Origin of the sequence: Altibacter lentus (genome assembly GCF_000746845.1) — a bacterium.
GTDB classification, from domain to species: domain Bacteria; phylum Bacteroidota; class Bacteroidia; order Flavobacteriales; family Flavobacteriaceae; genus Altibacter; species Altibacter lentus.
Genome location: NZ_KN050846.1, coordinates 1,091,480 through 1,109,074, shown reverse-complemented (window position 1 = coordinate 1,109,074; position 17,595 = coordinate 1,091,480). Strand labels below are relative to the sequence as shown.

Annotated in this window: 16 protein-coding genes and 1 pseudogene; 5 read left to right on the top strand and 12 right to left on the bottom strand. The window is 43.2% G+C overall.

Annotation, left to right across the window (positions count from 1 at the left end):
- The first annotated feature begins 27 nt into the window (after window positions 1–27).
- Window positions 28–849 carry a glycosyltransferase family 2 protein gene (locus JS40_RS05335; protein WP_034258942.1) on the top strand — a complete coding sequence of 274 codons (822 nt, stop codon included), beginning with the start codon at window positions 28–30 and terminating at the stop codon, window positions 847–849.
- Here JS40_RS05335 and JS40_RS05330 read toward each other — a convergent pair.
- Both JS40_RS05330 and JS40_RS05325 read right to left on the bottom strand, forming a co-directional pair.
- Entirely contained in the window at window positions 846–1,907 is a 1,062-nt protein-coding gene (locus tag JS40_RS05330) for a glycosyltransferase family 9 protein (protein WP_034258940.1), read from the bottom strand. The two genes, JS40_RS05335 and JS40_RS05330, sit on opposite strands and share 4 nt — an antisense overlap.
- A 9-nt stretch (window positions 1,908–1,916) precedes the next feature.
- The gene (locus JS40_RS05325; RefSeq protein WP_034258939.1) at window positions 1,917–2,732 is read right to left on the bottom strand and encodes a 2,3,4,5-tetrahydropyridine-2,6-dicarboxylate N-succinyltransferase; all 816 of its coding nucleotides are present in this window, start codon (window positions 2,730–2,732) and stop codon (window positions 1,917–1,919) included.
- 160 nt (window positions 2,733–2,892) lie between these two features.
- On the opposite strand from JS40_RS05325, the gene ruvX reads away from it, so the two are divergent.
- From ruvX to mazG, 4 genes and pseudogenes are all read left to right on the top strand, one after another.
- A complete protein-coding gene (gene ruvX, locus JS40_RS05320; protein ID WP_034258937.1) occupies window positions 2,893–3,309 on the top strand; it encodes a Holliday junction resolvase RuvX in 417 nt (138 codons plus the stop codon).
- A gap of 61 nt (window positions 3,310–3,370) precedes the next feature.
- Entirely contained in the window at window positions 3,371–3,961 is a 591-nt protein-coding gene (gene def, locus JS40_RS05315; protein WP_034258936.1) for a peptide deformylase, read from the top strand.
- A gap of 92 nt (window positions 3,962–4,053) precedes the next feature.
- Window positions 4,054–4,470 (top strand): annotated as a pseudogene (locus JS40_RS05310) (DUF5606 family protein); the annotation flags it as partial.
- A 251-nt stretch (window positions 4,471–4,721) separates the two neighbouring features.
- Window positions 4,722–5,498: a nucleoside triphosphate pyrophosphohydrolase gene (gene mazG, locus JS40_RS05305; protein ID WP_034258933.1), complete on the top strand. Its 777-nt coding sequence runs from the start codon at window positions 4,722–4,724 to the stop codon at window positions 5,496–5,498.
- 54 nt (window positions 5,499–5,552) lie between these two features.
- On the opposite strand, the gene JS40_RS05300 is transcribed toward mazG, so the two are convergent.
- The 10 genes from JS40_RS05300 to JS40_RS05255 all read right to left on the bottom strand — a co-directional run bounded on the left by JS40_RS05300 (window position 5,553) and on the right by JS40_RS05255 (window position 17,572).
- Complete coding sequence (locus JS40_RS05300; RefSeq protein WP_034258931.1) at window positions 5,553–6,191, bottom strand: class I SAM-dependent methyltransferase; 639 nt, start codon at window positions 6,189–6,191, stop codon at window positions 5,553–5,555.
- 6 nt (window positions 6,192–6,197) lie between these two features.
- The gene (locus tag JS40_RS05295; protein WP_051957667.1) at window positions 6,198–8,330 is read right to left on the bottom strand and encodes a DUF349 domain-containing protein; all 2,133 of its coding nucleotides are present in this window, start codon (window positions 8,328–8,330) and stop codon (window positions 6,198–6,200) included.
- A 101-nt stretch (window positions 8,331–8,431) separates the two neighbouring features.
- Entirely contained in the window at window positions 8,432–9,163 is a 732-nt protein-coding gene (locus tag JS40_RS05290; protein WP_034258930.1) for a shikimate dehydrogenase family protein, read from the bottom strand.
- Window positions 9,156–10,178, bottom strand: coding sequence for a DUF368 domain-containing protein (locus JS40_RS05285; protein ID WP_034258929.1), 1,023 nt, complete (start codon window positions 10,176–10,178; stop codon window positions 9,156–9,158). The genes JS40_RS05290 and JS40_RS05285 overlap by 8 nt, the downstream gene beginning before the upstream one ends.
- Window positions 10,179–10,251: 73 nt before the next feature.
- Window positions 10,252–11,238, bottom strand: coding sequence for a DUF368 domain-containing protein (locus tag JS40_RS05280; protein WP_034258928.1), 987 nt, complete (start codon window positions 11,236–11,238; stop codon window positions 10,252–10,254).
- Window positions 11,239–11,287: 49 nt separating this feature from the next.
- Window positions 11,288–12,673: a tetratricopeptide repeat protein gene (locus JS40_RS05275; RefSeq protein WP_034258927.1), complete on the bottom strand. Its 1,386-nt coding sequence runs from the start codon at window positions 12,671–12,673 to the stop codon at window positions 11,288–11,290.
- 136 nt (window positions 12,674–12,809) lie between these two features.
- On the bottom strand, window positions 12,810–14,000 hold the full coding sequence (locus JS40_RS05270; RefSeq protein ID WP_034258926.1) for an aspartate aminotransferase family protein: 1,191 nt from the start codon (window positions 13,998–14,000) through the stop codon (window positions 12,810–12,812).
- Window positions 14,000–15,778 (bottom strand): OstA-like protein, encoded by a 1,779-nt coding sequence (locus JS40_RS05265; RefSeq protein ID WP_034258924.1) that lies wholly within the window; start codon window positions 15,776–15,778, stop codon window positions 14,000–14,002. The genes JS40_RS05270 and JS40_RS05265 overlap by 1 nt, the downstream gene beginning before the upstream one ends.
- Before the next feature lie 48 nt (window positions 15,779–15,826).
- Window positions 15,827–17,098, bottom strand: a complete 1,272-nt coding sequence (locus JS40_RS05260) for an adenylosuccinate synthase (RefSeq protein WP_034262123.1) — start codon at window positions 17,096–17,098, stop codon at window positions 15,827–15,829.
- Window positions 17,099–17,104: 6 nt separating this feature from the next.
- The gene (locus JS40_RS05255) at window positions 17,105–17,572 is read right to left on the bottom strand and encodes a Fur family transcriptional regulator (RefSeq protein WP_034258922.1); all 468 of its coding nucleotides are present in this window, start codon (window positions 17,570–17,572) and stop codon (window positions 17,105–17,107) included.
- Window positions 17,573–17,595: the final 23 nt, after the last annotated feature.

The following is a 17,595-nucleotide window of genomic DNA, read 5'->3' as shown; positions in this document are numbered from 1 at the left end:
GCGATCAAAAATAGTTATTTTTGCACAATGGCAACGCCCAAACTTTCAGTAATACTCAGCACATACAATCAGCCGCAATGGTTGCAAAAAGTCCTATGGGGCTACGAACACCAAACCGAGACCGATTTTGAATTGATCATCGCCGATGATGGTTCTTCGGTAGAAACGCAGCATCTTATTAAAGGTTTTCAAAAGCAGTCTGCGTTGAAGATCGTTCATGTATGGCACGAGGACAATGGATTTCAGAAAACGATCATATTAAACAAGGCCATAGAAGCTTCAACCACCGATTATCTGTTATTTAGCGATGGCGACTGCATTCCGCGGAAGGATTTTGTAGAAAAGCATCTATTGAACAGGGCTTTCGGATATTTCTTATCGGGAGGATATTTCAAGTTACCTATGGACATTTCAGAAATGATCACACAAGACGATATTCGTTCCGAACGGTGTTTTGATGTGGAATGGCTTAAGAAGCACGGGCTAAAATCCTCATTTAAGAACAACAAGCTAAATGCCTCAGGTTCAAAAGAAAAGTTCCTGAACTGGATCACTCCCACCGAAGCAACCTGGAACGGTCATAACGCCTCAGGCTGGAAAGAGGATATTGTAAAGGTCAATGGTTTTGACGAACGGATGCAATACGGGGGCGAAGACCGCGAGATGGGAGAGCGGCTCTTTAATTTGGGAATAAAGGCAAAACAGTTACGCTACACCGCCATTTGTGTGCATCTGGATCATGCCAGAGGCTATGTAAAACCCGAAATGCTCGAGAAGAATGCCGCCATTCGAAAAATAACCAAAGAGACAAAGGCTGTCTACACGCCTTTTGGGATTAGAAAAAGCTAAGTGGTAATTCTATTTAAAAAATTCTTAAGCTCAGGAATTATAAAGTCCGGAGCAAACTGTCTGTACAGTCCGGCGAATTGTTTTTTGTAGTGTTTAGGATGCTTTTGGTAAAGTGAGGGATAGAAATCCTTTAAATGCACCGATGCGTTCGTTCCTTCATTTTCATAACTGTTCCAGGCTTCCTTTAAGATCCAGGGAGCAAAAATGGAGAAGGTAGGGATGCCCAAGGCTTTCGCCATATTCACGGCGCCGCCTTCGTTGCCAATAAGCGCATCACATTGAGCCGTGAGCGCCAAGAATTCCCGAAGATCCTTCCCGTATACATCCTTGTGAATGTATTCTCTCGTCTTTTTAGCGCATAAAGAGATTAAAGTATCTGCTTCAGCCTGTTGTTTCGGGATATAATTGAAAAGCAGTTGAGCGCTGGTATATTCCACAATAGCATCCAGCAGTGTTGCCATATAGGGCAACGGGTACGTTTTTTCGAGACCGCTTCCTAAAATCCCGATCATAAATACAGAAGACGCTCCTCCTATCTTTTTTTCTTCAAGCATCTTCGTGGCAACCTGCAATTCGGCCGGCTGTAGATAGATCTTGGGTTTCGGGATCTCTGAAACAGGACCAATTAAGGGTTCAACCAATAATACCCGATTCTCAATGGCAAGTCCTTCATTTTTTTGTGAGGAGGAAGCAGGCTTTACGGTTTGGGTATACATGGGTTGAGTATACCATTTAAAATAGGAGATACGCTTTGACGCTTTGGTAGCTTTTGTTAATAAGGCACTTCTAAGCTTTGCATACACATCGATGACAACATCGTATTTTTCTTTGACGATCTCTCTTTGAAATAAATTGGCCGATTTCTTGGAGGTTTCCATTTCTGAAGTGAAAACCCATAACCTATCAATAAAAGGATGATGTGCCACTACCGCTTGTGTGGACGCATTAATAAGATAATCTAACCGTGCAGCGGGATATTTTTCTCGTAACAGTTCAAAGAGAAGTGATGTAGTAAGGACATCACCAATCATTTTATGTTGAATAACGAGAATTTTCATAGGTTTCAGTTACACCGCCACATCGTATTCACGGAGTGCATCATTCAACGAAGTTTTTTTATTGGTACTTTCCTTACGCTGACCAATGATCAAGGCGCAGGAAACCTGATATTCCCCCGCCGGAAATTTTTTGGTATAACTTCCGGGAATAACCACCGATCTTGCAGGAACAATACCTTTCATCTCTTTGGGAGTTGCACCGGTCACATCTATAATTTTCGTTGAAGCCGTAAGTACTACATTGGCACCCAGTACTGCTTCGGTCTCTACTCGAACACCTTCCACCACAATAGAACGTGAGCCAATAAAAGCGTTGTCTTCAATAATCACGGGGGCGGCCTGTAAAGGTTCTAACACTCCGCCTATCCCTACGCCACCGCTTAAATGCACATTCTTGCCAATTTGAGCACAGCTGCCAACGGTGGCCCAGGTATCGACCATGGTACCTTCGTCGACATACGCACCAATATTAACGTAGCTGGGCATCATGATCACCCCCTTCGAGATATAAGCGCCATGGCGCGCGACCGCATGAGGAACGACACGGATTCCCTTTTCGGCATAGCCTCTTTTTAAAGGAATCTTATCGTGATATTCGAAGATCCCAACTTCCATGGTTTCCATCTTCTGAATAGGAAAATATAGCACCACGGCCTTTTTTACCCACTCATTTACTTGCCAGCCCGTTTTGGTTGGGGCGGCACAGCGTAAGCTGCCTTCGTCACAAAGGCGTACTACTTCACGAATGGCACGAATTGTATCCGGATCTTGTAATAAGGAGCGATCCTCCCAGGCCTTTTCAATGGTTTGTTGTAATGGAGTCATGTGCAATTGGCGTGTTATTCTCAAGAAAAGGTGTCATCGTATGTATGTTAGCCCTTTTGTATCCTGAAAAGCGTTCGTTATAACTACAAAGATACAGGTCAAAATGAAATGTATGTACTATTTAGCATACTATTATCGAAACCCTTATTTTTGCAGCACAATGGGACGCATACTAGCTATTGATTTCGGAACAAAACGCACGGGTATAGCCGTTACAGACGCATTACAAATTATTGCTTCTGGATTGACTACCGTGGCCACCGCAGAATTGATGCCTTTTTTAAAGCAGTATATTGCTTCGGAAGGGGTAGAATTGGTATTGGTAGGCGAACCAAAGCAAAGGGATGGCAGCCATAGCGATGTAGAAGAGGAGATTCAAAAATTTCTGAAAGTATTTTCAGAAACCTTTGAAACACTACCGGTAAAAAGAGTGGATGAGCGGTTTACAAGTAAAATGGCGTTTCAGACCATGATCGATAGCGGACTCAAAAAAAAACAGCGGCAAAATAAGGCGTTGATCGACGAGATTAGTGCGACTATCCTGCTGCAGGATTATTTACTTACTTTGAATCGCTAATGTTTTTTAGTTTAAAAAGTATAAGCGTGGTCCAGGAATACATTAGAAATATTATAAAAGAATGATTTTACCCATAGTAGCATACGGAGATCCGGTTCTTCGAAAAAAAGGAGAGGAGATCTCCAAGGAATACCCCAAGCTCGATGCCCTCATAGAAAACATGTTCGACACCATGTATGGTGCGAGAGGCATTGGATTAGCCGCCCCGCAAATAGGCGTGGCTATTCGATTGTTTATAGTGGATGCCACTCCCTTCGAGGATGATGAGGACCTTTCCGAAGAGGAACAAAAATTTGTTTCGACCTTTAAAAAGGTATTCATTAACGCCAGAATCTTACAGGAAGAAGGAGATGAGTGGGCCTTTAACGAAGGTTGCTTGAGCATCCCGGATATTAACGAAGATGTATTTCGGCAACCGAAAATCACCCTGGAGTACTATGATGAGAACTTTAAAAAGCATACCGAGGTGTACGAGGGTATCGTGGCAAGGATCATCCAGCATGAGTACGACCATATTGAAGGAATTTTATTTACCGACAAACTATCTCCGCTTAAAAAACGTTTGATCAAAGGGAAACTAGCGAACATTTCCAAAGGAAAGATAGAGCCCAAATACCGAATGCGTTTCCCGCTTGCTAAAAAGAAACGTTAACACCTTTGGAAATAAAAATGAAACCAAGCATATTTGCACCTTCCTTTTTAAAAGTAACATCAAAGGACACTTAATTATACAGGACTAATTTTATGAGTTTAGAAAAGATCTTATCGATTGCCGGAAAACCCGGTCTTTATCAATTAAAGACACAAACCCGAAATGGTTTTGTGGCCGAATCACTGCTCGACGGAAAGAAAATTACCGTAGGAACACGACACAATGTGAGTTTGCTTTCAGAGATTGCGATCTATACCCTAACTGAAGAAGTTCCGTTGCGAGAGGTGTTTCAAAAGATTTCTGAGAAGGAGAACGGTGGCGCAGCAATGAGTCATAAGGCTTCCAAGGATGAATTGGAGGAATACTTCTTCGAAGTACTCCCGGATTACGATGAGGACCGCGTCTATGCGAGCGACATCAAGAAAGTGATCCAGTGGTACAATTTATTACACAAGAGCGGGATCACCGATTTTTCTGAAACTGAACAGGAAGCATCACAAGATAAGGAAGCTTCAGAAGCACCCGTCACCAAAGAGCCGAAGAAAAAGGCAGCGCCAAAGGCTGCTAAACCCAAGTCCGATGCGCCAAAGGCCTCTTCAGCAAAAAAGGGAGGAGCCTCAAAAAATACTTCAGCAAGAAAAAAATAAGTTATAAAGCCTATATATAAAAGACCTGTCACTGTTCGAGCGACAGGTTTTTTAGTTCGTACTTTTTAAAGAGAGCAAGTACATGAACGAAGCATTTCCATTACTTTTGTTTTATGAATTCTAGAAAAGACCAACTGGCTGCACTGGATCGGCTGCTTACGATCATGGATGAGCTTAGGGAACAATGCCCTTGGGATAAGAAACAAACCATGCTCACCTTGCGGCACCTCACTATTGAAGAGACCTACGAGCTAGGAGATGCCATACTCGAAAACGATCTTCAGGAAGTTAAAAAAGAACTTGGCGACCTGTTGCTTCATATCATTTTTTATGCGAAAATTGGAAGTGAGACGAACGATTTTGATATCGCCGATGTTGCCAATGATATTTGCGAAAAATTGATCTCGCGGCATCCGCATATCTATGGTGACATCACCGTGGCAGATGAGGAGGAGGTGAAAAAGAACTGGGAGAATTTAAAATTGAAAGAAGGGAAAAGCAGTGTGCTCGAAGGTGTGCCCAGATCGTTACCTGCGCTTGTAAAGGCAAATCGTATTCAAGACAAGGTAGCCGGTGTGGGCTTTGATTGGGAAGAACCCAAGCAGGTTTTTGAAAAGTTACAGGAAGAGCTGGCAGAACTGCAGCAGGAAGTAGCGGCCGAGAATACTTCAAAGATCGAAGCCGAATTTGGCGATGTGCTGTTCTCTATGATCAATTATGCCCGCTTCCTGAAGGTCGACCCCGAAAATGCATTGGAGCGTACCAATAAAAAATTCATCAAGCGCTTTCAGTATTTGGAAGGAAAGGCCAAAGAGATGGGCAAATCAATGAAAGACATGACCTTGGCCGAAATGGACGTGTTCTGGGAAGAAGCGAAACTCTTAAAGTAGTACAGAAGTTGTGAATTTGTGAGTTGTTCATTTTGTTTTGCTCACTGAAAGCCGTCATTTTGTAAAATAGCTGAGTCGTCCGTCGATCTTCAGGCCGGAAAACCCAAGATGCGTCCGGATCCATTGCAGGGTTTCTTCCGAGTAGAAGATCACGTGTGTAGGGTCGTTCTTATAATACCACTCCTCAAAAGATTGCTGTTTCGGGAGGAGCTCTGTCATACAAAACAGTGTTCCGCCGGGGCGCATTATTTCATATAGTAATTTGAATTCGTCCAAAGGGCGATGGAAGTGTTCGATCACCTCACAGCTCACTATAAAATCGTAGGTGCGTGAAAGCACTTGCTTTTCAGGATGAAAAAAAGGGTCATACAGCTGCATAGCGTACCCTTTTTCCGAAAGTAATTTGGAGATCACCGGACCGGTTCCCGCACCAAAATCCAATCCCGTTGCGCCCTTTTTGAACATTTTGGTCACATGTTGCACAATGGGACTGACAAAATGTTGATAGTTAAGGTCTTCTACATCATTTTCATGAAGAAGGTAGCGTCCTTTTTCGGTTTCGGGGTCTAGAAAAACAGATGGGTCCTTAAAAACGGAACTGCAATTACCGCATTTCCAATAAGGAATGGCCGCGAAGGTCCCTAGAAAACTGACCTTATCACTATGGCACAAAATACAGGGTACCACAGTCATGAGTTTTTATCGTATGGATTTGATCTTGGAAAGTTTTTCCTTCCAAACTTCCAGTTGTTCTTTGTGTTTTGCAATATTCTTACGCACTTCCTTCACTAACGGATTATCGCTTTTCGCATCCTGAAAGAAACCAAGATTGTTCTCCAACTGTCTAATCTCGTCCTTAGTTTCACTTATCTTCTTAGTGATAAAGAATTGTTCGTTCTGAAGTTTGCGTTCATCTTCCTGTGAGACCATACTGTTCAGTTTGTTCTCGAACTTAATAAGTTCGGCCTCTTTTTTACTCAGGTCGAGTTTTTTAAACAGGGCATCCAGCGTTGTATTGAATTTTTGGTCAATGTCCTTTTTGTTGTAAGGAACGCGACCCACCTTCTTCCATGCGCTAATCGCTTCTTTGATCTTAGTAAGATCTTCCTTGGGATCCTCGCCAAGCTCAAAATTTGAAAGGGCTTCCAGCTGTTGTTGTTTAATCTCCAGATTCTCCTTCTCTTCTTTACTGGCTTCATTTTTTTGAGCGTGCAATCGATCAAAATAATGATTGCAGGCACTTTTAAATTGTTTCCAGATCTTGTCGCTGTCCTTACGCGGCACATGACCAATCTTTTTCCAGTCGCTTTGGATCTTTTTCATGAGGGGCGTTACCTCATTAAATTCGTCACTATCCTTATGCTCTTCTGCGATCTTGATGAGTTCCAGTTTCTTCTCAAGATTTTTGTATTGCTCTTTCTTTTGATTCTTATAAAACGAATTTTTCTCATGATTGAAGGATCGTGTAGCATCCTTGAACATACTCCAGATCTCCTTGTTGTTGGCACGGGGAACCTTTCCGAGGGCAAAATATGCGTCGCGCAATGCCTGTACCTTCTTCATGGCATTTTGCCAAGATTGATGGTTTGGTTTAGTGTTTGCCGTAATGGAAGCGATCTCTTCCACCAGTTCTTTTTTCTTTTCAAAATTGACCACGAATTCCTTCTCCATCTCCGCGAGTTGCTCCTGCCGCTTATCATGGATGACCTTGGTGGCTGCGCTAAATTTATCCCAGACCTCCTCTCTGTATTCTTTGGCAACAGGACCAATATCTTCCTTCCACATCTTGTGAAGCATCTGTAATTCTCTAAAAGCCTTATTGATGTCTTTTTCCTGTGCGAGCTCGTCTGCGCGGCCTATTAATTTCAGCTTTTGCTCAAGATTGTGCTTAAAGTCCAGATCCCGAAATTCACGGTTGAGATGGAGAAAATCGTAGAAATTCTCAACGTGGTGGTGATAGGTATTCCAGACGATATTGTATTTATCACGGGGGATGGCGCCGGCTACGTGCCAACGATCCTGTATGTCCTTAAAGTGTTTGTAGGTGGTGTTGATATTCTCTTCGGCATTGAGCAACCCCTTTAGTTCTTCAATAAGCTCTAAGCGTTTGTTGAGGTTTTCCTGCAGGTCCTTCTTCAGGCTTTTATAATAATTGTTTCGCTTTTCTTTGTAGTCGAAATACAGCGAATTGAACTCCTTTTTTAACGGGGTGGTATAATGAAAATCGATGATGTTGCCACCTTCTTCCAAAAAGGTCTCTTTCTTCTGTTCAAGTTCTTCGTTGAACTTGGCATTGAACTCGGTCTTGATCTCTTCTGCCTGATTCTTAATTTCTTGTACGGGCTTCGTTTTTAAGAGTTTTTCAAATTCTGAAACAAGTTCTTTCTTTGTAAGTGAATGATAATCCTTTTCTTCTTCGGAATCGTCGTTCTCATCGTCCTCTTCCTCGTCCGAAGAGCTTATTTCCTCCTCGTCCTCCTGTTCTTCATCCTCGGTTTCGGTTTTTTCTGAAACTTTTTCGGGAGAAGATTTTTTTTCTGCTTCTTCCGAAGGAGCCGCAGTAGCCTCCTTTTCTGTAGGTTCTTCGGTTCCACCTTCTGAAGGATCCTCCTTTTTTTGAGCCACAGCTTCCTCTACCAAGGCCGAAGCGAGGGCTTCATTCTCGGCTTCCTCTTTTGGAGCTTCCAATTGCTTTTCGGCAACTTTTTCAGCCTCTTCCTGCAGGGCTTCACCAATGGCATTCTCACCTTCGGGAGCGTCCTTTTTTAAGGATTCTTTCGCAGCTGCCGTTTCTTTTTCTTCGGGGATATCACTCTTATTCTTGTCAGACATATCTTTCAATGTTAGGTTCGTCATTCTTGAACGTTCAAGATACTAACAACTGTGCACTTGGCAAAGAAACCCTTTGAAATTTGGGTAATTTTTGAAGAAATTTATGATTTCCAGATACTCCAGGATTTCTTCGCTTGATATTCGAGCATTTTCATACCATTACTCACGCGAGCGCCTTTAGCAAAGCCGCGTTTCATAAATTCGGTTTGAGTGGGATTGTAAATGAGATCGAAGAGAACATGGTCTTTTGTGAGACCTTGATAGGGAAGGGGTGGAAATGCTTCGGTGTTGGGAAAGGTTCCTAAAGGCGTACAGTTTATAATGAGGAAATACCTGGAAAGCAACTCTGATGTTACATCCTTATAGCTCAACTCTAAGGCAGCCGGAGTTCTCGACACGAAAAGGTATTCAAAGTCCATCGTTTTTAACACATACGCAATTGCTTTGGAAGCGCCTCCCGTGCCTAAGATCAGCGCTGTCTTTCCGCGCAGCGGTAACAGATCGGCCAATGCTTTTGCAAAACCGTAATGATCTGTATTGTAACCCACCAGAGAGCCATCCTTATGTATCTTGATGGTGTTGACCGCACCAATCGCTGCCGCTTCTTTGTCCACCTTATCGAGATAAGGAATGATAGCTTCCTTATACGGAATGGTAACATTGAGACCTCGCAAATCGGCATGATTTTTAAGGATCGCCGGGAAGTCTTCCAGCGTTTGTATATCAAAATTTTGATAGGTATCCGGGCGCTGTTCCTTTTCAAACTTATACGTAAAGAATGTTCGGGAAAAGGAATATGCTATGTTCTTGCCTATTAAACCGTATCTAGCCATCTTGTTGGGTTCGTGCTTTTTGATACCAGTCCAAACTAAGGACCAATAATATTCCTACAATGATAAAAAATATGGCGAAGATTACCTCGAGCGAAAATTCTGAAGGCCAGTATCTATCGTACCCCATAATGATCTCCCGTCCATTGGCATCGAATTGCACGTCGCCATTTCTATCGTAAGCCAAGAGCTTTTCCTTCCACGGCCATACCACACCCAGAGAGCCGGCTATAAACCCAATAATCACTGCATAGGTCGCTTTTTTGAAACGCTTTAGAACATAGGCTAGTAAATGCGACAGCGAAACAAGACCGGCAAGAGATCCCAGGGCAAAGACCACCAGCACCTTTAGTAATTCAATTCTTCCGGTATTGTCCACAAAGCTGAAATCCCACTGGAAGATATCGGCGACGGTATCGAACAGCGCATTGACCGAATCGACCAACAACAACACATAATTCCCTAACAGGATTAAAATAAAAGACCCCGAAAGGCCCGGCAGGGTCATGCCGGAAACACCTATTATTCCGCAGAAAAAAACAAAAAAGAGATTGCTGTTCTCCCTTGCCGGTTCCAAAAAGCTAATACTCACCCCGGCCAGGATCCCGCAGAGCAGATAAGCCACGTACTTTCTGTTCCAATCGCCAAAATCTTTAGCGATAAAGTAAATGGAGCCAATGATCATTCCGAAGAAAGCACTCCAAACATACAATTCGAAGTGTACAATAAGGTAATCCAGTGCTTTTGAAACACTAAAATAACTTATCACCATCCCCAGTATGAGCAGTCCCAGAAAGCGCCCGTTCACGTATCGAAAGAAACTGTTGAATCTGCCGTTTATCAAAAGGGCGAAAGCTTTCCTGTTTATTTTTTGAAGCGAGTAGATAAATTCTTCGTAAAATCCCGCTACAAAAGCAACGAGACCCCCGGATACACCGGGAACTTTATTGGCAGCACCCATTGCCAGTCCCTTTAAGACGAGCCAGACTTTATCACCAAAGGAACGTTTTTCGTACATGGTTGCTTTTTAAGACTGAAAGCTAATGGTTTCAGGTTAGGGTTTAAGTTACGGATGCAATAGTAATTGTTTATTATTCTTCGACGCCATGATGTTCCTTCTTTCCAACGGCAATTCGCTCAAGAACAAAGATGCTCAAAAAACCGAAAATTATAAAGAGCAAGGCCATCAACAGTTGCGGATCTTCAGCATATTGGGTTGGAAGGATACTTCTTTCTATAAAGGGCACTTGGAGGCCGTCATGACTGGTGCGATAGGAAAGCACTTCTTTCCACGGCCAAATTTTATTGAGTGCACCAATCATAAATCCGGTTAGAACTGCCAGGATCATGTTCTTATGGTGTTTAAACATCCAGTTAAGTACTCGAGAGAAAACCTTAATTCCAACAATGGCACCTAAACCAAAGATGCACACCTTTAGAAATGCTTGTGAGAAAATTTCCCAGTTCGCTTTTGAAATGCCTTCGCCCAGATCGCTTAACGTACCGATGATCACTTGGTAGGCTCCCAGTAATAACAAAATAAAGGCGCCTGAGATCCCGGGGAGGATCATGGCAATAATGGCTATAAACCCGGCAAAGAACAGAAACCAGATGCTGTCCACCGAACCAAATGGTTTTGCCAGGGTAATGAGATAGGCAAAGACCGCTGCCAGGATCAAGGCTACGATCACTTTTCCGTTCCAGCAGGCGATCTGCTTACCTACAAACAAGATACTGGCAATCACAAGTCCGAAGAAGAACGACCATACAAGAATAGGATGGAATTCTAAGAGCCAGGTGATGAGTTTTGCGAAGGACAGGATGCTAATGGCGACCCCCAAGAACAGCGCAGCTAAAAAACCAAGATTGTAGTGCCTCCATGCCGCAAGGAAACCTTTCTGTTTCCAAATCGTGAAAAATCCTAGATCGATGGAATGTATGGTCTCTATAAGTTCTTCATAGATTCCGGAAATAAATGCAATGGTTCCGCCCGAGACGCCCGGAACGACATCGGCGGCACCCATGGCCAGTCCTTTTAATGTTACAACAAGATATTGTGCGAGATTACGTGAGGGCATACGTTTTTTTGGTTACCCTTCAAAAATACACAAATAAACCTGATAAGGTCTAGTGGCTTTTTATAATTTCTTTCACCCGTTTATTTTGGAAGACAGTAGGAAACAATTCTTCAATAATTAAGATGAATTCAGGATCATGAGAAAGCGCATTCTTTAAATGAAACTCTCCTTTATTGTCTTCATTGAGATAGTAGAACAAACCTGCCAGTCTGTATTCGATCTCGGCATTTTCCTGATAGAATTCCATGGCCTGAAGGAGGTTGTTCACGGCAGCTTCATATTCTCCTAATCGAATAAGGATGTCGGTTCGGGAAAGCCAAGTTTCCAATTCATAATTACCTAGTTCTATGGATCTCCTAAAGCCATGTTCGGCCTCTTCGAACTTGCTTAGTCTATTGCTTATTTTTGCATATCGCTTCCAGTAGAGCACATTCTCGCTGTCGATATTGATAGCTTTATCGATATAATAGAATGCTTTTTGATAATTCTTGCGCTTAAAGTAGAAATCGGTGATGGCGATCCAGCCTTTGTCCAATAACGCATCTTCTTCCACACACTTGGTGTAGAATTGTAAGGCGAGCTCGGCGTCGCCTAATTTTTCATAACATTTTCCTATACGCAGCAAAGCAAAAGAGGTAGGATCGTCTAAGCCTAGTGTGATCGTATAACTGTCTATGGCTTCATTGTACAACTTCATGCGCTCAAGCACTTTGCCTTTTTCAAGATACGCTCCAATAAACTTGTCGTCACTAATTATGGCAAAATCGAAAGCCGCCAAAGCCTTCTTATAATCCTTAAGCTCCATGTATTGTTTCCCAATCTGGTGCCATGCGACCTCGCAGTAGGGATTCTTGTTTAGGAAATCGTTGAGATAATCTATGGCAGCCTCATGCTCTTCAAGGAAGTCAAAACAGTAGATAATGTTATAAAGGGCCGAGTAATCCTGCTCGTCCTCTTCCAGACATCTCATAAAATAATGCTTGGCGTTCTGGAAATCCTCCAAGAAAAGATATTCCATACCCAGTAAGGACAATACATCTGCTTGATCTGCAGTGATCTCCAGGGCTTGTTCTAACAGCTGGATCGCCTCTTTATGCTTATCGCGTCGGGAGTAGATGTTGGCTTTTTGAATGTAAATCTCCTCGTTGGACTGTTCAAGCACATATAGTTCGTCTAACAGTGCTTCGGCAGTGTCCAACTGATCCTCAAAAATGTACATCTCAATGCGGAATAGTTTGAGATTGGTAGAGGAAGGGTGTTGCTCCAAACCCAGTTTGGTCGCCTTCTTTGCAAGGGCGATCTTTCCATTTTCAAGATAATAGTGAATGATCTCCTCGAATTCTTCAGAGTCGAAGAAGAGAACACTATTAGTTTTTAGCATGGATTCAAATCGGGTAAGTGAGAAGTTGTTATGCTCGTTAGGGCTCAATTGCATACGCAGCGGTTTAACTGTTTCTTCTATTTTAAAGATAATAATGTAATAAGGAATTCAATAGTTATGCCGTGATTGTTGTTAACAGGCTTATTAACAGAATTTTTAGTGTTTAGTTTCTTGAGAATCAAAGGGCTGCTCACGATATATTTTTCTCAACCGAGTCTAGCACATCGGTCAGAATGTCACATCCTTCTATTATTTCTGCTTCTGAAATTGTTAGCGGAGGGGTAATACGTATCGCTCTGCCTTCAAATAGCAACCAAAATAGGATCAACCCCTTTTCCTGGCATTTAAGGATTATTTCTGAAGCAATTTCCGAAGATTCCACCATTACAGCCAACATGAGGCCTTTGCCGCGTACTTCCTTGATTAAATGGTGTTTCAGTAACTTTCGGAAGAGTTCTTCCTTACGAGGCACCTGTTCCATGAGGTTGGTTTCGGTAATCTCTTTTAACGTTGCCAAAGCCGCCGAAGCTATTACCGAATTCCCGCCAAAAGTGGTAATGTGTCCCAGTTTTGGTTGATCACTAAGGGTTAGCATATGTTCCCGCGACGCGGTGAATGCACCGATGGGAAGTCCGCCACCCATCCCTTTTCCCATAACGAGAATGTCGGGGATACAATTAAATTGTTCGAACCCGAAAAGGGTTCCCGTTCTGCCAAAACCGGGTTGGATCTCGTCCAATATCAATAAAGTCCCAGTTGCATCACAGCGCTCACGCACCTTCTTTAAATAATCGTTTTGGGGCTGGATGAAACCTGCTCCTCCTTGAATCGTCTCTAATATAACAGCGGCTGTCTTTGTGGTGATCTTTTTAAGGTCTTTTTCCAAATTAAAGGCAATAGGGTGGCAGTGAGGAATCAAAGGACCAAAAGGAGTTTTTCGCTCTTCAAAACCCATCACGCTCAAGGCTCCAAAGGTGTTTCCGTGATAGGCGTGGTGCGCATATAAGATCTCAGAACGACCCGTTACGCGACGCGCGAGCTTCATTGCGCCATCAATGGCTTCGGCACCACTGTTCACCAAATACGTCGATTCTAGGGGTGCAGGAAGTTTTTCAGCAAGAAGCTTCGCAAGTGCCACCGCCGGTGTTTGGATATATTCTCCATAGACCATCACGTGCAGATAACAGTCCAGTTGTTCCTTTACTGCGTTGATTACTGCCGGATGGCAATGTCCTAAGGAACAAGCCGAGACGCCCGCAACGAAGTCCAAGTACCGCTTGCCCGATCTGTCAAAAATATAACTCCCTTGGGCATGGGATACTTCCATTGCTAAAGGATGGGGGGTCGTTTGCGCCTGATATGAAAAGAAATCCTCTAACATCACTTATTGTCTTTCTTTACTGAAGCTCGTTTCAGTGCAGTGCTGTCTTTTTTCGAAATTCCTTCTTCCAGCTCGGACGTTTCTGTCATGGGTTGAGGTGCTTCTGGATCGTTCTGAAGGTCCTTCGGTTTTAATTTAGAAGCTTCGGGGATATCAAGGTCTTCTTCCGGTATTTCATCAAAAAAGGCACCTTCATCTTTGGGTAGCGGGATTCCCTTGATCCTGGGTAGGACGGGTGCCGGCTTCCCTTTAAAAAGATCGTTCACCGAATATAGCCGTTCCTCACCCCGCCAATTAAATCCGGGTAACAGTCGCGCATTCTCCGGAAATTCTGAAGGAGGGTAGATCTTTCCCTTCGCTTGTTTTATGAATTTGATGCCGCTTATTTGCTGTTCCTCCAAATATAGCTGTATGGAACTTGAGACCGTATTATTGATGCCTATCAACTCCTGCTTATCGTTTCGGGGATAATAGATCACTTGAGCGTTCTTAATGATATTCACCGTATCCAGCTCGTTATTAGTGAACAAGCCTATAAGCCGTTCTCCCGAAACCTGGTTGTATCCGGCGCTGTCCTTCTGAATCAGGAAGGCGTTGTTGAAGACCTTCAGAGTATCCAGTTTTTCGGTTTTTGTATTGGAAAGAATATGGATGGTATCGCCTATCATTTGATTCTCTCCTGTCCACAGCACCGGATTCCGAAGTAATTTTGTAATACCTTTCTGTTCATTTACGTAGATAGAATCGCATTTTCCGCTTGTGGGGTCTTCTCCCGGCAAGCCTTTTTTAAAGAGTCGCGCCCTGTAAAACCCTTTAATGATGCGTTGCTCCTGCTTTCCGGTTACCTGTAGTGTGTCCGCATGCACATATATGGAATCGTTATCTCTTAGGGTAACCGCTACGGCTCGTTTTGTGATAAAAACGGAGTCCTTGTCCCGAAAAACTTCTGCATAATGCCCTCGTATAATGCTTTTGTTGATAGTGTCTAAAACTCGAATATTGTTGGTGGCAGAGGCGAAACTCTTGTTCCGGTCGAAGTAAATACTATCGCCATACAATATCCTGTTATTGTAATCAACCCTTGAATTCTTTACAAAATAACCTGTATCGTTTCGGGTATCGTAATAACCGCGTTCACAATAAACGGTGCTGGTCTCACTCACAATAGTGGATTCGCCATAGAGATAAGCACCTCCGGTTTCAGAATAGAAATCCAATTGCGGACTGTGTACCGTATATTTCGGATTTACGATCTTCACATCCGACAAGAACTGGTATTTTTTCGTTTCGGCGAAATACCTCCCAATACGACTGGTCAAAGTGCTTGCAGTGTCGCGTACCGTCCCCCCGGTGCGATAATAAGCTTGTTGTTTAATACGGTCAAAATACAGCGTATCGGTGCGCAAAGTGGTCTTTGGTTCGGTAAGAACGACATCACCACTGGCGAAGGCAAATTGCGTATTTCCGTTGTATTCGGCGTATTTGCTGTTCATCGATACGGTGTCACCCTGCGTAATGCGAACCGTTCCGTAGGCTTTTACAAAATTATCTTTTAGATAGACAAACGCCTGATCGCACCACATTTCCACTCCTTCGTGAATGATATAAACTTGCCCTGTTTCATCTTTGGTATAAATGACGGCATCGGGGAATTCGGGTTTTTTTTCCAGATAACCCGATTGAACGGAGACGACCGTCTTTTCTTTACCGGTTTGTGCTATAGAAACATTTCCGAAGAAAAAAAGGACAAACAGAATTATGTAACCTGATAGTTTCAAAAAGAGTGTTTTATGTGTAACAACGTCAACTATCAACGAAACCGTATGTTATCTGTGAATCGTTTGTGTTCTGTCCGGCCCTACTGAAACGATCTTGATAGGCCCTTCCAGTTCCTTCTCTAGGAATTCGATATAGTTGATGAGCGCTTTTGGCAGTTGAGAGGCATTATTCATTTTGGTGAGGTCCTCTTTCCAGCCTTTCATTTCAGTATAGATAGGGGTTACGTTCTCGGCTTCGATATTATAAGGGAGGTGGGTAATCTTTTCTCCTTTATAATTGTAGGCTGTACATACTTTCAGCTTATCAAAGCCGCTTAATACATCCCCTTTCATCATCATGAGTTGTGTAACTCCATTCACTTGAACGGCGTACTTTAGTGCAACAAGGTCCAGCCAGCCACAACGTCTGGGTCGTCCGGTCGTAGCACCAAATTCGTTTCCTACACGTCCCATGGTCTCGCCATAGCTGTCAAAAAGTTCCGTAGGGAACGGTCCGCTCCCAACGCGGGTAGTATACGCTTTAAAGATCCCAAATACCTCGTTGATCGCCCCCGGAGCAACTCCCAATCCTGTACAAGCACCGGCAGCCGTGGTATTCGAGGAGGTCACGAAGGGATATGTTCCGAAATCGATGTCCAATAACGAACCTTGAGCTCCTTCCGCCAGAACGGTCTTATTGTTCTTCTGTGCCTGATGCAGGTATTCTTCACTATCGATAAACTGCAGTGATTTAAGCACTTCAATTGCTTCAAAGAAGTCGGCTTCCAGTTCGGCCAGGTTGTATTGGAGGTCAACATCGTAAAAATCGATCATGGCTTCATGTTTATTTGCCAGATTGCGGTATTTCTCCTGCCAGTTGCTTAGTTCGAGATCTCCTACGCGAATGCCGTTACGGCCTGTTTTGTCCATATATGTAGGACCAATTCCCTTAAGGGTGGAGCCAATCTTAGCCTTTCCTTTTGAAGCTTCGGAAGCTGCATCAAGCAAACGATGTGTGGGTAAGATAAGATGTGCTTTTCGAGAGATGAGCAGATTCTTTGTGAAATCCCTGTTGAACTTGGCGAGATTGTCCAATTCCTTCTTAAAGATGACCGGGTCGATCACGACTCCGTTCCCTACCAAATTCACAGCATTGTCGTGGAAAATTCCACTGGGGATGGTGTGCAGAACATGCTTAATGCCATCGAATTCTAAGGTGTGTCCCGCATTTGGTCCACCCTGAAAACGGGCGATGATATCATAGTTTTTAGTAAGTACGTCGACGATCTTTCCTTTTCCTTCGTCTCCCCATTGTAGTCCGAGTAGTAAGTCTACTGCCATAGTCATTTAAGAATTGTCCCGTGTTGTATCGGGTGTTTTTTTGTTTCCGTAGAAATACAGCGAATGTTTTGTGATCTCTATATCGAAAACCTCTTCAATAGTTTTTTTTATAGTCTGAATACGCGGATCGCAGAATTCTATCACTTCTCCGTTCGAAAGAATGATGTGATCGTGTTGGCGATCGAAATACGATTTTTCGTAATGAGCTTGGTTTTGACCAAATTGATGTTTGCGAACCAGGCCACACTCTAACAACAGCTCAATAGTATTGTACAAGGTAGCTCGACTCACACGATAGTTCTTGTTCTTCATATTGATGTACAAAGACTCAATATCGAAGTGATCATCGTGATCGTAGATCTCCTGCAAAATGGCGTAACGTTCAGGTGTTTTACGATGGCCTTTCTCTTCCAAGAAGCCTGTAAACACATTCTTAACGATCGCCTGATTATTTTGGTCTGTTTTCGAACTCATTGCAAAGCAGCAAAGTTACTCAA

Excerpts from the sequence above, each read along its gene's own strand:
- JS40_RS05335 (WP_034258942.1), top strand. The coding sequence starts at position 28 with ATGGCAACGCCCAAACTTTCAGTAATACTCAGCACATACAATCAGCCG.
- JS40_RS05330 (WP_034258940.1), bottom strand. The coding sequence starts at position 1,907 with ATGAAAATTCTCGTTATTCAACATAAAATGATTGGTGATGTCCTTACT.
- JS40_RS05325 (WP_034258939.1), bottom strand. The coding sequence starts at position 2,732 with ATGACTCCATTACAACAAACCATTGAAAAGGCCTGGGAGGATCGCTCC.
- ruvX (WP_034258937.1), top strand. The coding sequence starts at position 2,893 with ATGGGACGCATACTAGCTATTGATTTCGGAACAAAACGCACGGGTATA.
- def (WP_034258936.1), top strand. The coding sequence starts at position 3,371 with ATGATTTTACCCATAGTAGCATACGGAGATCCGGTTCTTCGAAAAAAA.
- mazG (WP_034258933.1), top strand. The coding sequence starts at position 4,722 with ATGAATTCTAGAAAAGACCAACTGGCTGCACTGGATCGGCTGCTTACG.
- JS40_RS05300 (WP_034258931.1), bottom strand. The coding sequence starts at position 6,191 with ATGACTGTGGTACCCTGTATTTTGTGCCATAGTGATAAGGTCAGTTTT.
- JS40_RS05295 (WP_051957667.1), bottom strand. The coding sequence starts at position 8,330 with ATGTCTGACAAGAATAAGAGTGATATCCCCGAAGAAAAAGAAACGGCA.
- JS40_RS05290 (WP_034258930.1), bottom strand. The coding sequence starts at position 9,163 with ATGGCTAGATACGGTTTAATAGGCAAGAACATAGCATATTCCTTTTCC.
- JS40_RS05285 (WP_034258929.1), bottom strand. The coding sequence starts at position 10,178 with ATGTACGAAAAACGTTCCTTTGGTGATAAAGTCTGGCTCGTCTTAAAG.
- JS40_RS05280 (WP_034258928.1), bottom strand. The coding sequence starts at position 11,238 with ATGCCCTCACGTAATCTCGCACAATATCTTGTTGTAACATTAAAAGGA.
- JS40_RS05275 (WP_034258927.1), bottom strand. The coding sequence starts at position 12,673 with ATGCAATTGAGCCCTAACGAGCATAACAACTTCTCACTTACCCGATTT.
- JS40_RS05270 (WP_034258926.1), bottom strand. The coding sequence starts at position 14,000 with ATGTTAGAGGATTTCTTTTCATATCAGGCGCAAACGACCCCCCATCCT.
- JS40_RS05260 (WP_034262123.1), bottom strand. The coding sequence starts at position 17,098 with ATGGCAGTAGACTTACTACTCGGACTACAATGGGGAGACGAAGGAAAA.
- JS40_RS05255 (WP_034258922.1), bottom strand. The coding sequence starts at position 17,572 with ATGAGTTCGAAAACAGACCAAAATAATCAGGCGATCGTTAAGAATGTG.